Origin of the sequence: Prevotella ihumii, assembly GCF_900155655.1 — a bacterium.
Taxonomy (GTDB): Bacteria; Bacteroidota; Bacteroidia; order Bacteroidales; family Bacteroidaceae; genus Prevotella; species Prevotella ihumii.
The window spans coordinates 2954439-2970122 of the sequence record NZ_LT706987.1 but is presented as its reverse complement, the minus strand read 5'-3'; the positions used below and the strand labels follow the sequence as shown (position 1 = coordinate 2970122).

At 42.6% G+C, this 15684-nt stretch carries 12 protein-coding genes and 2 tRNA genes; 9 read left to right on the top strand and 5 right to left on the bottom strand.

Going from position 1 to position 15684, the window contains the following annotated elements:
* Positions 1-350: 350 nt before the first annotated feature.
* The 7 genes from CZ367_RS12910 (at position 351) to CZ367_RS12880 (ending at position 7461) form a co-directional block, all read left to right on the top strand.
* Positions 351-425: transfer RNA gene (locus tag CZ367_RS12910), tRNA-Val, on the top strand.
* Between the two features lie 5 nt (positions 426-430).
* Positions 431-512 (top strand) — tRNA-Tyr (locus tag CZ367_RS12905).
* A gap of 301 nt (positions 513-813) precedes the next feature.
* On the top strand, positions 814-2292 hold the full coding sequence (locus tag CZ367_RS12900) for a THUMP domain-containing class I SAM-dependent RNA methyltransferase (protein ID WP_077197203.1): 1479 nt from the start codon (positions 814-816) through the stop codon (positions 2290-2292).
* Positions 2282-4462: a S9 family peptidase gene (locus CZ367_RS12895; protein WP_077197202.1), complete on the top strand. Its 2181-nt coding sequence runs from the start codon at positions 2282-2284 to the stop codon at positions 4460-4462. The genes CZ367_RS12900 and CZ367_RS12895 overlap by 11 nt, the downstream gene beginning before the upstream one ends.
* Before the next feature lie 67 nt (positions 4463-4529).
* Positions 4530-5801: a phosphoribosylamine--glycine ligase gene (purD, locus tag CZ367_RS12890; RefSeq protein WP_077197472.1), complete on the top strand. Its 1272-nt coding sequence runs from the start codon at positions 4530-4532 to the stop codon at positions 5799-5801.
* A gap of 189 nt (positions 5802-5990) precedes the next feature.
* Positions 5991-6944, top strand: coding sequence for a hypothetical protein (locus CZ367_RS12885; RefSeq protein ID WP_077197201.1), 954 nt, complete (start codon positions 5991-5993; stop codon positions 6942-6944).
* Positions 6945-7005: 61 nt separating this feature from the next.
* Positions 7006-7461, top strand: a complete 456-nt coding sequence (locus tag CZ367_RS12880; protein ID WP_144005995.1) for a YqaA family protein — start codon at positions 7006-7008, stop codon at positions 7459-7461.
* A gap of 154 nt (positions 7462-7615) precedes the next feature.
* On the opposite strand, the gene CZ367_RS12875 is transcribed toward CZ367_RS12880, so the two are convergent.
* The 4 genes from CZ367_RS12875 to CZ367_RS12860 all read right to left on the bottom strand — a co-directional run bounded on the left by CZ367_RS12875 (position 7616) and on the right by CZ367_RS12860 (position 12237).
* Positions 7616-8122 (bottom strand): Dps family protein, encoded by a 507-nt coding sequence (locus tag CZ367_RS12875; protein WP_077197470.1) that lies wholly within the window; start codon positions 8120-8122, stop codon positions 7616-7618.
* A gap of 325 nt (positions 8123-8447) precedes the next feature.
* A complete protein-coding gene (locus tag CZ367_RS12870; protein WP_077195559.1) occupies positions 8448-9527 on the bottom strand; it encodes an IS110 family RNA-guided transposase in 1080 nt (359 codons plus the stop codon).
* A 582-nt stretch (positions 9528-10109) separates the two neighbouring features.
* Entirely contained in the window at positions 10110-11681 is a 1572-nt protein-coding gene (locus tag CZ367_RS12865) for an Rne/Rng family ribonuclease (protein WP_077197200.1), read from the bottom strand.
* Between the two features lie 277 nt (positions 11682-11958).
* Positions 11959-12237 carry an HU family DNA-binding protein gene (locus CZ367_RS12860; protein ID WP_077197199.1) on the bottom strand — a complete coding sequence of 93 codons (279 nt, stop codon included), beginning with the start codon at positions 12235-12237 and terminating at the stop codon, positions 11959-11961.
* 182 nt (positions 12238-12419) lie between these two features.
* Between CZ367_RS12860 and coaW the strand changes: the two genes are divergently transcribed.
* Together coaW and CZ367_RS12850 are read left to right on the top strand one after the other, a co-directional pair.
* Entirely contained in the window at positions 12420-13256 is an 837-nt protein-coding gene (gene coaW / locus CZ367_RS12855) for a type II pantothenate kinase (RefSeq protein WP_077197198.1), read from the top strand.
* Positions 13257-13559: 303 nt separating this feature from the next.
* Entirely contained in the window at positions 13560-14990 is a 1431-nt protein-coding gene (locus CZ367_RS12850) for a sodium:solute symporter (protein ID WP_077197197.1), read from the top strand.
* 109 nt (positions 14991-15099) lie between these two features.
* Here the strand turns inward: CZ367_RS12850 and CZ367_RS15615 are convergent, their stop codons facing one another.
* Positions 15100-15348: a hypothetical protein gene (locus tag CZ367_RS15615; RefSeq protein ID WP_154669341.1), complete on the bottom strand. Its 249-nt coding sequence runs from the start codon at positions 15346-15348 to the stop codon at positions 15100-15102.
* Between the last annotated feature and the right edge of the window lie 336 nt (positions 15349-15684).

Sequence of the window (15684 nt, the reverse complement as noted above, 5' to 3'; positions counted from 1 at the left end):
TAAAAGGAATAGAAATCCCCACTGTGCGAAATGCGTAGTGGGGATTTATGATAGAAAAGGGGGGGCGAAAAAAAAATAACCCCCAAATAAGATAAAAGAGAGCTTATAAGTTTCAAAAAAAAAATAAAACAAAGTGACTAAAGCCGATTTGGGTTTAAAGACTGATTGGGGTTAATGATTTGCTGCTTATAAAACTATTTTTGAAGGATAAATGCAAAAAAGAGTGTAAAAGTTTGGTTAATACATTTTTTTTGTGTACTTTTGCACTCGCTTACAAAAAGCACTACTTATATGAGTTAAGAAATTTACATTTCAAGTCTCGATTTAAGTTGTATTTTTATCAAGCGTAAGGGCGTTTAGCTCAGTTGGTTTAGAGCATCTGCCTTACAAGCAGAGGGTCGGCGGTTCGAATCCGTCAACGCCCACACAGGGGTAGTTTCCAGAGTGGCCAAATGGGGCAGACTGTAAATCTGCTGCTTCTTGCTTCGGTGGTTCGAATCCATCACTACCCACTTTTTTTTATTTCCTTCCTTATAAAAAGAAGGTCTTATAATGCTAAATCCGATTTGCTTTGTAGCAAGTCGGTTTTGTCTTATTTGCACCTCAGTTTTTTTTCTATAAATTTAGGTATTTGTAGCAAAATTCATTACCTTTGCACAGTCTTTATACTTCTTCCAACAGAGGGTGAAAGGTAGAGACTATTTTTTTTGATTATAAACTGATATACAAATATAAAAGGATGCTCCAAAATTAGCATTGGTCGTCAAGATGTGAAACGATGCGTGGATGGACATTTTTTAAAAAGAGAAATTAATGGAAGAATTTGAACTCATTGCCAAAACCTTTATGGGACTTGAGGAGGTTTTGGCTCAAGAGCTCACCCAATTAGGTGCTAACAACGTACAGGTAGGACGCAGAATGGTGTCGTTCACGGGTGATAAAGAGATGATGTATCGTGCTAACTTTCAGTTGCATACCGCCATCCGTGTATTGAAACCTATTGCCCACTTCAAGGCGCAGAGTGCTGAGGATATGTACAACGAGGTGAAAAAAATAGATTGGAGCAAGTATATCCTAAAGGGGAAGACTTTCTCGGTAGACTCGGTGGTTTACTCGGAGGAGTTCAAAAATTCGCGCTTCGTAACTTATAAGGTGAAAGATGCCATCGTAGACCAGTTCCGCGAGAATACGGGCATGCGTCCAAATATTTCGGTGAGCAATCCTGATATTCGTCTTAATATTCACATTGCAGAAGACAATGCTACACTGTCGTTAGACTCAAGTGGCGAATCGTTGCACCGCCGAGGCTATCGTCAGGAAAGTGTGGAAGCTCCACTTAATGAGGTGCTTGCTGCTGGTATGATATTGATGACAGGTTGGAAGGGCGAAACCGACTTTATCGACCCTATGTGTGGTTCGGGTACACTGCCTATTGAGGCTGCCCTCATTGCACGCAACATTTCGCCAGGTGTGTTCCGCAAGGAGTTCGCCTTTGAGAAGTGGCCCGACTTTGATGCAGATCTCTTCGATATGATTTACAACGACGAGTCGCAAGAACGTGAATTTACACACCATATCTATGGTTACGATACCGATATGAAGGCTGTGAACACGGCTAAAATGAATGTGGCTGCCGCTGGTTTCTCACGTTTTATCACCATAGAACAGAAAGACTTCAAGCAGTTTACACAGCCTGAGGAGAAGAGCATCATCGTGATGAACCCTCCATACGGCGAGCGCATCTCCACACCTAACCTCCTTGGCACATACAAGATGATAGGCGAACGCCTGAAACACCACTTTATGGGCAACGAGGCTTGGATATTGTCGTATCGTGAGGAGTGTTTCCGTGAGATAGGATTGAAACCAAGTATCAAGATACCAGTGTACAATGGTTCGTTAGAATGTGAGTTCCGCCGCTACCAAATGTTTGATGGTAAGCTCAACGAGTTTCGTGCCGAAGGTGGTATAGTGAAGACCGAAGCCGAGAAAAAGGAGATGGCTAAGAAGCATCGTTTCAAGAAAGAACGCGAATTTAAGAAGCGTTTGGACGAAACAGAAGCGAATGAGGAGGGCGATATTCGCTCATTTAAGTTCCATAGCTTCGAGCGCAACCGCTTTGATAGTGATAAGCGTAGCGGAGGCAAAGGACGTCGCTCGTTTGATGACGACCATTTTGAAGGTGGTCGCAGTGCAAAGGGCGGCAAGAAGTTTGGTGGTAAGAAGTTTGACAAAAATAATAAGGGCGGAAAGTTCCGCAGCAGAAAAAACTATAATGAAAATGAAGACTAAATCGTTAATCGCTTATGCAGGTATGGCTTTGCTCTTGGGCTTGGCTACCCCTGCTACAACTATGGCACAGAAAACTTTTACATTAGAAGACCTAAACTTTGGGGGTAAAAACTTCCGTAAGATGCGTCCCGAAACTCGCTACACTACGTGGTGGGGCGACCAATTGGTGAGGTTGGAAAAGGACTATTGTGCGGTAGTAAATCCTAAGAATGGTAAAGAAACACGTCTCTTTGGTTTGGACGACTTGAAAGGTTGCGTAGAGGTGAAGTCGCTCTATGGCGTTTCGTTCCCATACGCTAATCGCTCGGTAGTAGAAGTACATACGGGCAAAGAGCTTGTGTTGGTAAACTTTAAGACCAAAAGAGTAGAGCAGCGCACCGACATTTCGAAAGCTGAACAAGCTATGGAGATGAACAAGGTGTCGGGGGCTGTGGCTTACGTTAGCAATAACCAATTGTTTGTGGCTGATAAGGCAGGCAATACCAAACAATTGACTACCGATGGTTCGCGCGAGATAGTGTATGGTCAGGCTGTACACCGTGACGAGTTTGGTATTAAGGGTGGTTTGTATTGGAGTCCATCGGGCGAGCGTTTGGCTTTCTATCGTATGGATCAGTCGATGGTCACCGATTTTCCACTCTTCCACATACAGGAAGTAGACTGGCAACCTAAGGAAGGCGAGTCGCGCATTGGAACATACGAACCTACAAAGTATCCTATGGCAGGCGAAACATCGCACAAGGTAACTGTGGGTGTGTACGACCTAAAGACAGGAAAGACCATCTACCTTGATGCAGGCGACCCTACTGACCGTTATTTCACTAACATTCAGTGGAGTCCAGACAATCAGACCATCTATATGTTTGAGCTCAATCGTGACCAAAACGATTGTCGTCTTGTTTCGTACGATGCTGCTTCGGGTAAGAAGATAGCAGAGTTGTATCGTGAAACACACGCTAAGTATGTAGAACCTTCAAACCCTATAATGTTCTTGCCTTGGAATAGCAACCAGTTTGTGTTGCAGAGTCAAAAAGACGGCTACAATCATTTGTACCTCTTCGATAAGAGCGGAAAGGAATTAAAGCAAATAACAAGTGGCAAGTGGGTAGTGATGAACTTCTTAGGCTTCAACGCAAAGCAGAAAAGCATCATCTACGTGTCTAACGAGTGCAACCCTATTCAGCGCAACACGTGGGCAGTGAATATTGAAAACGGCAAGCGCACCTTGTTGGACAATGGTAAGGGCTACCACTGGCCTACATTGAGCGAAAATGGTAACTTCATATTTGACGGCTATTCAGAGCCTAATGTGCCAAAGAAAATTGACCTTATCAGCGTTAGTGCTAAACCTTCACGCTACAATTGGCTCACAGCTAAGAACCCTTGGGAGGGCTATGGCGTGCCAGAGTTTAGCTGTGGTTCGGTAAAGGCTGATGATGGCGAGACCGATTTGTACTGGAGAATGGTGAAGCCTGTAAACTTTGACCCTACAAAGAAATACCCTACAGTGGTATATGTATATGGTGGCCCTCATGCTCACAACGTGGACGCATCGTGGAACTATGGTTCACGCCCTTGGGAAACCTATATGGCACAGAAGGGATATTTGCTCTTTATCCTTGATAATCGTGGTAGCGAAAACCGTGGTCGTGAGTTTGAACAAGCTACATTCCGCCAATTGGGTCAGGTAGAAATGCGCGACCAGATGGCTGGTGTGAAATATTTGAAGTCGTTGCCATACGTTGATCAAGACCGTATGGGGGTACACGGTTGGTCGTTTGGTGGATTTATGACTATCTCATTGATGACCAACTATCCCGAAACCTTCAAGGTAGGTGTTGCAGGTGGTCCTGTTATCGACTGGAAATGGTACGAGGCGATGTATGGCGAACGCTATATGGACACCCCACAGACCAATCCAGAAGGCTATGCAAAGACTTCATTGTTGGCGAAGGCTAAGGATTTGAAGGGCAAACTTCAGATTATTACAGGTCTGAACGACCCTGTTGTGTTGCCACAACACTGTTATTCGTTCCTCAAGGCTTGTATTGGTGTAGGTACTCAGCCCGACTTCTTCGTCTACCCAGGCGAGCCACACAATATGCGTGGCCATCAGAGTGTGCACCTCCACGAGCGTATCACACAGTATTTTGAAGATTATTTGAAATAAAAACATAGCCTCCCTTACTCCTTCTCACTCAACAGAGAGGGGCTAAGGGAGGTTGCTTTCAGACATTATGAATATACTACTCTTAGGCAGCGGTGGCAGAGAACACGCCCTCGCTTGGAAGATTTCGCAAAGCAAGAAGTGCAGTAAACTGTTTATTGCACCTGGTAATGCAGGCACAACTGACTGTGGTGAGAATGTAGCAATTGGTGTTAACGAGTTCGACAAACTACGCCAGTTTAGTATTGACAACCACGTTGATATGGTGGTAGTTGGCCCTGAAGACCCATTGGTGAAGGGTATATACGACAACTTTGCAGCCGACGAGCGTACAAAGGCTATTCCTGTTATCGGTCCATCGAAGGCGGGGGCTGTATTGGAAGGTAGCAAAGACTTTGCCAAGGCGTTTATGAAGCGTCATAACATTCCTACAGCGGCTTACGAAACCTTTGATGGCACTACCGTTGAGGAAGGATTGAAGTTCTTAGAAACCCTTAAAGCCCCATACGTGTTGAAGGCTGACGGCTTGGCAGCAGGCAAAGGCGTGCTTATTCTTCCTACATTGGAGGAGGCAAAGAAGGAGTTGAAAGAAATGTTGGGTGGTATGTTCGGCAACGCATCTGCAAAAGTGGTTATCGAAGAGTTCCTCTCTGGCATCGAATGTTCGGTGTTTGTATTGACCGATGGCGAACATTATAAAATTCTTCCTGAAGCTAAGGACTACAAACGCATTGGAGAAGGCGACACAGGACTAAATACTGGGGGTATGGGAAGTGTCTCGCCAGTGCCTTTCGCAACCCAAGAGTGGATGCAAAAGGTGGAAACACGTGTTATCAAACCTACGGTTGAGGGTCTGAAAGCTGAAGGAATAGACTATAAGGGCTTTATCTTCTTCGGACTTATCAATGTGGACGGCGAGCCAATGGTGATAGAATACAATTGCCGAATGGGCGACCCTGAAACCGAAAGCGTGATGTTGCGCTTGAAGTCGGACATTGTCGACTTGTTCGAAGGTGTGGCTGAAGGCAATCTTGATACACGTTCTATCGAGTTTGACGACCGTGCAGCCGTGTGCGTAATGCTTGTAAGCGGTGGTTATCCAGAGGCTTACGAGAAAGGACACATTATCTCTGGCATCGACAAGGTAGAAGGTTCGGTGGTGTTCCATAGTGGTACAGCCTTAAAAGATGGGCAAGTGGTGACCAATGGAGGTCGTGTGATAGCTGTTTCCTCGTATGGAAAAGATAAGGAAGAAGCACTCCGCAAGAGCTTTACCGAAGCTGAAAAGATAGTCTACAAGGATAAATATTTCCGCAGAGATATAGGTAAAGACCTGAAATAAAGGAGCTTTAGGATTGCAATTATCTAAAGTTGGGCAGACTTTATCATTGTTTTTTTGACTTGACACAGGTGCTGCTCGTCTCATTAAAACCCAAAAACGATTAGCGTTAAGCCCAAAAATGGTTTGCGTTAAACCCAAGCCCCATTTGCGGCGAATTATGCTCTTCGTTGGGTTAAATCATTCTCTTCAATGCAACAAAAACGATTACAAAATGTTATAGCTGAAAGCAGATGGCTGTTACCTGTGGTAACGCCATTTGCTATTTTGATATGGGGTATTGTCAGCCTATTCGATTATTCGGCTATTCCGTCATTGGTTTGCTTGATGTTTTCTACCTATTTAATGATAGAACTCAATAATGAGAATGCACTCATACGTATTTATAGTCGTATGGTTTCGTGTTGCTTTATGGTATTCACTACTATGGCAACTTTTCAATTTATATCTATTAGGGCTGCTATCGTTATCCTATGCATAGCAGGATTTTATACGTGCGCCTTCAGAAGTTACCAGCAACACACTGCTCAGGGGTGGCTTTTCTATGCGTTTCTGTGCATTGGCATCAGTAGCATAGTTTGGGTACATACGCTCTACCTTCTTCCATTGTTATGGTTACTTTTAGCCACCAACCTGTTAGCTGCGAGTGCTAAAAACTATGTAGCATCGGTATTGGGGGTGCTACTTCCAAACTTATTATACGTAGGGTATTTCCTTTGGAATGGCAACCTTGATACATTCCTTGCCCACTATACAGCTTTAGCCGAGTTTGAAACAATATGCAACTATGAATTGCTATCCATTAGCCAAATCATAACAGCTGCTTGGATTATTCTTTGTGCCATAATCGGCACATCGCATTGCTTGATAGAAAAGCGAAACGACAATATTCGCACCCGAATGCTCTATGGCGCATTCATTGCTATTGCGTGGTTTTCTATTGTTTTCTTATGCTTACAACCCCAACACTTTGAAGCACTTTTGGGTTGTATTATTACTTCTGCATCTCCGCTTATTGGACATTATTTTGCATTAACACATTCTAAGTTATCAAATTTTACTTTTAAGGTAATCGCCCTTGGTACGATAATATTGACAATGTATAATTTATGGGCTGTGCTTCCTAATATTTTTTTATATAAATGATTGTTTTTCCAATATAGATAATAGTTTTTTTATAACACAAATAATAGTTTTTCTAATATAAATGATAGATTTTATCACGCACCTATTGCTCGATTACGGCTATTGGGGTATGCTTATAGCTTCATTTTTAGCAGGTAGTTTCTTTCCTTTTAGTAGTGAGGCGGTAATGCTTGGACTATTAGCTGGCGGGTTAAATCCTCTACCACTCGTGATTTATGCCAGCATAGGCAATGTGCTTGGTGGTATGTTCAATTATGCCATTGGACGACAAGGCAACCTTGTATGGATAGAGAAATATCTACGCGTAAAGAAAGAATCATTGGATAAAGCTGAACGATTTATGGCTGGACACGGAGCTTGGATGGGCTTTTTTGCCTTTATTCCCATTCTCGGAAGTGCTATAACCATTGTTTTAGGACTTACCCGTGCTAATCTTTTTGTAAGCATATTAAGCATTAGCCTTGGAAAAGTAATGCGATACGCATTGTTAGTTTGGGGTGCTGACGCTGTATTTTGAGGCATTGGAAGCATCAATCCTAATTGGGAGCAAATTACCACCAATAACTATCATTGCAAGACTCATCAAAGGAGGTTATAACATTGATAAACACAAAAAAAAAGGTTGTGCTCTCGACAACACAACCTCTACACCTATGGAAAAACTGTTTTTATCACTTTTCGCAACCACATTCACCATGGTGTTTCTCCTGTGAGAAAGCCACAAGCATCCAAATGCTCTTTTCCTGTGCAGCAATCCAACCTGTCATCAAGTCGGCTGTTACATCGTCGCCAGCCTCGCTTGCTGCTTCAATAATTGCACGTTCTTGCGCAATAAGCAACTTGTAATAAGAGAGAATGAGCTCGATAGCTTGCTTGCCACAATCTACACCCTCGATTTCCTTGATTGCAGAAACCTTGAGATATTCGCTGAAACGACTTTCAGGTTTACCACCCAACTGGAGAATACGTTCTGCAATGTCGTCAATCTGTGTTGCTGCAATGTTATACATCTCTTCGTATTTCTCGTGCATAATAAAGAAACCGTGGCCCTTTACATTCCAATGCAAGTTGCGAAGATTGGTGTAATAAATTTGATAATCAGCCAAAAGCTGAGCCAAACCACTAATGATGTTCTTTACTTTCTTTTCGTCTAATCCTGTAAATTCTAAAGTATTCATATCTTCTATGTTGCTTTCCAAATAATTGGAAAATATTTGTAATTTATTAACTGTTCATTATCAATCACTTAGCGTGAAGTTTATTAGTACGATGACTTTAGAAGAAGCAACAGCCACCAGCCCGGCATGGGAACACCGGGTATGGAAAGGCTACGAACAACAGACCTATCAGACAAACTTCTATGAGTTGACACGGACGTATCCGCCCAACAATTTACTTCTTCAGAATATAGGTAAAACGCAACAATCTTATCGGAGATGACACCCGAAGGTCCATCAATTATGAAAAGGAGTCGTTTTATGAAGTTGTCCGAAAGTCTGTATGTTATTCTTTATCCCATCTGTATGGCTCATATTTCCTACTGTTCTTGAGTACCGAGAAAATGATGTTGGACATCTTTCTGGCTATTTTGACTATGGCCTCCTGCGGTTTCATGGACTGCTTGTATCTGGCATAGGCCATTCCCAGTCCGTAATCTCTGTAGATGGCTATCCATGCAGCCTCTATGATCATCGGTCCGAGATGCTTGTTGCCACGGAAAGTCTTCTCTCCGCTTGCGGTTTTCTCTCCACTGCTATGACAGGTCGGTATCAGGCCGAGATAACTGGCGAACTGGTTCTCGTTACGGAATCTCTTCACATCGTAGATTTCTGTCAGTATGCACATGGCTACACTTACACCTATGCCGGGTATCGATATCAGAAGCTCGTAATTGTTCCTGTACCTGTCGGTCTGCGCAAGCTTTCGTATGGATTTTGTCGCGTCCAAGAGTGTCTGGCGTATCGTCTCCACCTGCTTGACGAGCAAGTCCAACGACAATCTTGAGGAGGAAAGCAGCACGACATCCTCCTTGAGCCATTTGATGAAAGCCTTTGACCAGTGCGTCCCCGGTCTTGCGAACCGCTCGGGTATCTCCACGCCATTGCAGTGCAGCAGGTGTTTCACCCTTGCCTTGTAGCCAGAGAGTTGTTTCTGTATGGTCTTCCTTATGCGGATGACTGACCTGTCATCGATATTCTCTTTCTCACGGATGTATATGGGACGGATGTCACCGGCGCGCAAGGAGCGCGCAAGTTTGGCTGCATCTACCTTATCGGTCTTCATCACCTCCTCGTACTGGGTGGTCGGAACATCCGCGGCATGGGTCACGACACAGTTGATGCCGTACTCCTTGAGAGCGTAGTATGTGGAAAAACCACTGAAGCCTGACTCATACACGGCATGGTACTCGCCATCAGGGAAATGCTTCTTCAAAAAGTCAAAGAGCGTCTTTGCGGAGGCTTGCTGCGGGTGCCTCTCTTTGTAACCCGACTCGGTCAGCACACAGATCTCCCAAGTTTTTGCATGCACATCAATTCCGATGTAAATCTTTTGTCCTTTGAAGGAAATTTTGTTTCTTTGCATATCGGTACGGTTCTAATTGTTTGTCATTTGTCGTTTGCACTACAAATATACAATCCAATTATTATCGTACCAACTTTTTCCTTGCAGACTATGAAAAACACCGCGGTGGTTTGCCATGCGGCCGGAGGCGCGAAGCCTCCGAAGAGCGGCATCCGACTTGTCTTAGTGTGTTAGCCTTTGCAAACATAGTAACTTATCTATTTTTTAATTGTTTCTATTGTTTTGATGATGCAAAGTTAAGCAATAATCTTTTTAAAACAAATAGACAAAATCTATACACTTATAATCATTCTCCTATATCGATGTATAAATAATTGTAGAACAGTGAGTTATCAATCGTCAGATAATCTGCAATAAAAAGAAAAAAGATTATCCCCCTCACCTATTGTAGGCTAAACAGCAAAAAAAAGAGATAAAGAGCAAAGAAAGGAAGATAAACTTTGGTTATATGCGGGGTGCTATCCACGTCAGTATGGGAGGTCAAACAAAAAAGAAAAGAGGATGCACTATCAATAGTGCATCCTCTTTTTGTAGTATCACATTATTCTTTCATTATCTTTTAATAAACGAGTAAGCCTTGACTTACGACTTATCGTTGGTTTCCTTCATATCAAGAAAGTGTTGTTTCGCATCGTAAAATTCGTATTGCATAAACGCAAGTTTCTGTGAAGGAATGATATTTACCCCCAATCCGTACTTCAATTGCCACTTTCTCTTTAGGGAAATAATGCCCTGATTGATGTAAGCAGCCACGTAAGGGTGTACGTGCAAATAGAATTTCTTAACCCCAATTTTGTTTACGAGGCGGTCAATCTTGCGTTCCAACTGGTCGGTAAATAAGATACTTGAGCGTATCTTTCCTGTTCCGAAACAAGTGGGGCAATCTTCAGCCACATCAACATCCATCACTGGGCGCACACGTTGGCGAGTTATTTGCATCAAACCAAACTTACTGAGCGGCAGAATATTGTGTCGAGCGCGGTCTTTCTGCATTGCTTTGCACATACGCTCATATAGCATCTGTCTGTCTTCTGCAAGATTCATATCTATGAAGTCGACAACGATAATTCCACCCATATCTCTCAATCTGAGTTGGCGTGCAATTTCGTCTGCTGCACCAAGGTTGGTATCAAGTGCATTCTGCTCTTGTGCCTTTTCTTTCTGTCGGTTTCCGCTATTCACATCTACAACGTGCATAGCCTCCGTATGCTCTATGATGATGTAACAACCGTGTCCGTAATTAATCGTCTTTCCAAAGCTTGATTTTATTTGCTTGGTTACGTCAAAGTTGTCAAAGATAGGTTGCTTGCCATTGTACTTCTTTACGATGTTCGCCTTTTCAGGGGCAATGAGTGAAACATAGTGTTGTACGGCATTGCATATCTCCTCATCATTCACATAAATATTCTCATAGGTTGGGTTGAAGAGGTCTCGGAGCATTGCTACTGCACGTCCTGTCTCTTCAAAAATGAGTTGTGGTCGCTCTTGTGTCTTTTGTACCTTTGTTATCGCTTCATTCCAACGATTTAAGAGTATTTTCATTTCAGCATCGAGCTCGGCTACTCGCTTTCCTTCCGCCACTGTTCGAACGATTACCCCGAAGTTTTTAGGGCAAATACTCTGTATGAGTTGCTTTAGGCGAGCACGTTCTTCACCACTTTTAATCTTTGTGGAAACATTTACTTTATCCCCAAATGGTATGAGTACGATGTAACGCCCTGCGAACGAAATTTCGCCTGTAAGGCGTGGTCCTTTGGTTGATATAGGCTCTTTTACTATCTGTACCAATACTTCCTGTCCTACTTGCAGTGTGTTCTGAATACTTCCGTCTTTCTGCAAATCAGGTAGCTTACTTGCTTTTTGTATGGGGAAGAGTTTTTTCCTATCGCTTTGAACCTGCTTGAGATATTTAGCAAAGGAGTTGAACTGACCTCCTAAGTCAAGATAATGAAGAAATGCGTCGCGTTCATATCCTACATCTACGAAACAGGCGTTAAGTCCTGGCATCAGTTTTTTGACCTTTGCAACGTAGATATTTCCCACTGAGAAATTCGCTTCTCTTGGTTCACGTTGGTATTCTACCAATCGTTTATCCTCAAGCAATGCTATTGAAATCTCTTTCTGTTGGGCATCAATAATTACTTCGCTTGTCATTTTCTTCTTTTCTTATAAGTCCTTTTCAGGTACTTATTTGTACTAAAAAGCGAGACGTGTCGTCGCACTCTCGGGATAAGAGTTTGTTGCGATGACAAGCCCCGTTGTGTTGAACGACTTTTTTAGAGTCTTCAGCCCTTTTGGGGCTTACTTGCTCTTATGTCTGTTCTTTCTTAATCTCTTTTTACGCTTGTGCGTAGCCATCTTGTGTCCCTTTTTCTTCTTTCCGTTTGGCATAGCTTTAAATGTTTAAAATGTTATTATTTGTTTTGTTTGTTTATTTCTTCATATCCTCAATAAAAATCTTTGCAGGCTTGAAGCTTGGAAAGTTGTGTGCAGGAATGGTAATCGTAGTATTCTTTGAAATATTACGAGCTGTTTTTTCAGCACGATGCTTTACAATGAAGCTACCAAAACCACGGAGATAGACATTCTCCTTCTTTTTCAGCATGCTGTCTTTGATAGCGTCCATAAACGATTCTACTACTGCCGAAACATCTTTCTTTGCAATACCTGTAGAAGAGGCGATCTCATTGATAATATCTGCTTTTGTCATTTTGTTACAATTATACAGTTAATGATATTCTTAATTTCTATCTCGTCATAACGGAATGCAAAGATACTCATTTTCAGCTAAATAGAGAAATATTTTTAGTGTTTTTTTGGAAAATATCTATCTTATGCTATCCAAATATCGTTTTTTTTGTACCTTTGCGCCACAATTATATATAAGGTAATATGAAAATCGCAATTGGAATAGATGTAGGTATTTCTACAACCAAGATTGTTGGCATACGTGATGGCAAGGTGGTTTGCCCTTTGCGCATCAAGGCTACCGACCCTATCACATCGCTTTACGGAGCTTTTGGTAAGTACTTGTACGACAATAAGATAGAACTTGCCGATGTTGAAAAAGTAATGGTCACGGGGGTAGGTTCGGCTTATATCGACAAACCTATCTACGGACTGCCTACCGAAAAGGCGGACGAGTTCTTAGCAGATGGACTTGGTGCCCGTTTCGAGGCAAAAATCGACCGTATGTTGGTGGTTTCTATGGGTACAGGAACTTCGATTGTAGAATGTGATGGCGACAGGATTAGCCACATCGGAGGTATAGGTATTGGCGGTGGAACATTGAGCGGACTCTCTCGTTTATTGCTCAATACCGACAATATAGACGTCATTTCCGACCTTGGAATGCGTGGCGACATCTCGCACATTAATCTTCAGATTGGCGATATTTCGTCTTCTCCCCTCCCAGGGTTGCCTATGGACGCCACAGCCTCACTCTTTGCCAACGCTCAGGGCGATGCTTCACGCGAAGACATTGCACTGGGGCTCATCTGCTTGGTGCTCCAATCCATTGGTTCATCCACAATATTGAGTTCGCTCAATAGTGGTATCAAAGATTTTGTAATGATAGGCAACCTCACCTTGCTGCCTCAATGCAAAATACTCTTCCCATTGATGGAACGCCTCTATGGTGTGCATTTCATCATACCCGAATACGCTGAGTTTTGCACAGCTATAGGTGCAGCCCTCCAAGCGGGTGCAAAAGTATATAATAAGGTGTAACGATAAAAAATGAACAGCCCAAGAAAGACTCACGCTTTCGTTGGGCTGTTTTCGTGTGTATAATCATAGAATAGGTTTGTTCTGTTCAACCCAAATCGGTCGTTAGAATGAGAATGTAATAAGGCAAAAATACACCTCATAAGTTTCGGTAAATAGATAGACAAGCCCTAAACTGGTCTAATGACCGATTGGGGTTCAAATTATCTTATTTTTACTTTGTGCCTTTATAAGATAGCGCAAAGGTAATAAAAAGAAATAGAACACGGCAAGAAAAGCAAACTTTTTTCTCAACTTTGTGACAATATGATAATTCTCTCCACTATATTGATTTATTTTGCTGCTCTTCTTTTGTTGAGCCGCTTCACTGTTCGCAACGTTTCCAACCAGACGTTTTACAATGCCAATCGACAATCGCCGTGGTATCTTGTAGCCTTCGGAATGATTGGTGCCAGCATATCGGGCGTTACCTTTGTCAGTGTACCTGGAATGGTGATGAACCAAAATATGTCGTACCTCCAAACCTGTATGGGTTTTATCGTGGGGTATGCCCTTGTTGCCTTTGTGCTTTTACCTATTTATTATAGACTGCGACTGATTACCATTTACACCTACCTAAAGGAGCGATTGGGGAGAATGAGTTACAAAACAGGTGCATCGTTCTTTCTCTTGTCCAAGATGGCAGGTTCGGCTGTCAAGTTTTATGTTGTGTGTATGATTTTACAACGCTTCGTGCTCGATGGCTATCATATTCCTTTCTTTGTTACCGTACCTTCATTAGTGCTTTTAATATGGTTGTACACCCGAAAGGGCGGCATCAAGACCCTTGTCTTTACAGATACGTTCCAAACACTTTGTATATTGGCAGCATTGGTGCTTATCGCTTTCAAGGTGATGGACGCACTTCAGCTCAATCTGTCGTCAGTTCTCTCCTTTGTTTCTTCCGATACGCACAGCCAAATCTTTGTGTGGGACGACTGGATAAGTACACAAAACTTTTGGAAACAATTTCTTAGTGGCGTCTTTATTGTAATCGTTATGACGGGATTAGATCAAGATATGATGCAAAAGAACCTTACTTGCAAAACCCTCCGCGACGCACAAAAAGATATGTGTACATACGGCATAGCCTTCCTCCCCGTCAATATGCTGTTTCTTGCATTGGGCATACTGCTGATGCACTACCTACAACAGATGGGGCAAACACTGCCCACAATGCCCGACGAACTGATGTTGCTCCCCGTTGCAGGCGGAATGTTGGGCAATGGGGTTGTAGTGCTCTTCACCATCGGTGTGGTGGCAGCTTGTTTTTCTTCAGCCGACTCTGCCCTTACCTCGCTCACTACGAGCTACTGCATAGACATTTGCGAAAAGCCAAACGACGAACGCTTGCGCAAACGTGTACACCTCGGAATGGCAGTGGTATTTGTGGGTTTCATTTTAGGTTTCCGCGCCCTCAATTCTACCAATCTTATCAATGCCATTTACACCATTGTTTCCTATACCTATGGTCCACTCTTAGGCTTGTTTGCATACGGCTTGTTCACTCGCCAACCTGTTACCGACCGCCTTGTACCATATATTGCCCTCGCTTCACCCTTACTTTGTTATGGCTTAGATATGCTTGCTCAGCACCTGTGGCAATACAAGTTTGGGTACGAACTACTTATGCTCAATGGCGCAATTACCTTCATCGGACTATGGATAACAACGATAATAAAACCAAAGAAATCCTAATTGGGCAAACACCCGATTAGGTTAATTTTATAGACCAGCCTTAAAATTTGTTTCTTTTATCAAGAAGTTAGAGGCGTTAAAGGGATTTATCTCCAAATGCTTATGGGGGCTACATGCCCCTTGAGCACATTAAAATCTGTTTCAAAAGGAGCTTTCTTATGGCAATATTTTTGTTAAGCCCAAATGGGTCGTTAGCCCAGTCGGACCAGTCGGACCAGTCGGACTTGTCAGACCAGTCAGACCAGTCAGACCAGTCGGACTTGTCTGACACGTCCGACTGGTCTGACAAGTCCGACTGGTCTGACAAGTCCGACTGGTCTGACTGGGCTAACGACCCATTTGGGTTTAATTCTCCCAATGGGTTTTGCTGTTATGTTGATTTAACATTTTAATTCCCCAAATAGAATTATCCGATATTTCTTATTATCTATTCTAAATCTCTTTTATTGATATTATAGAAAGCCAAAGTTCAACTTTGACAATGCCAAACATATATGTTTTACCACCTCAACATTGATGTTTGGCAAAGCTAAAGTTCAACTTTTGCCTTCTGAAATACCACTTAATAGCACTTTTCTTGTTCATATTCTTTTTTTATTCGTTCTATATTTCCGTAATATAAGCAGTATATTCTTGCACACTTTTTCCTGTTTACTCATTACTCATTATCAATCAACAGTTTACAGTTGCACAC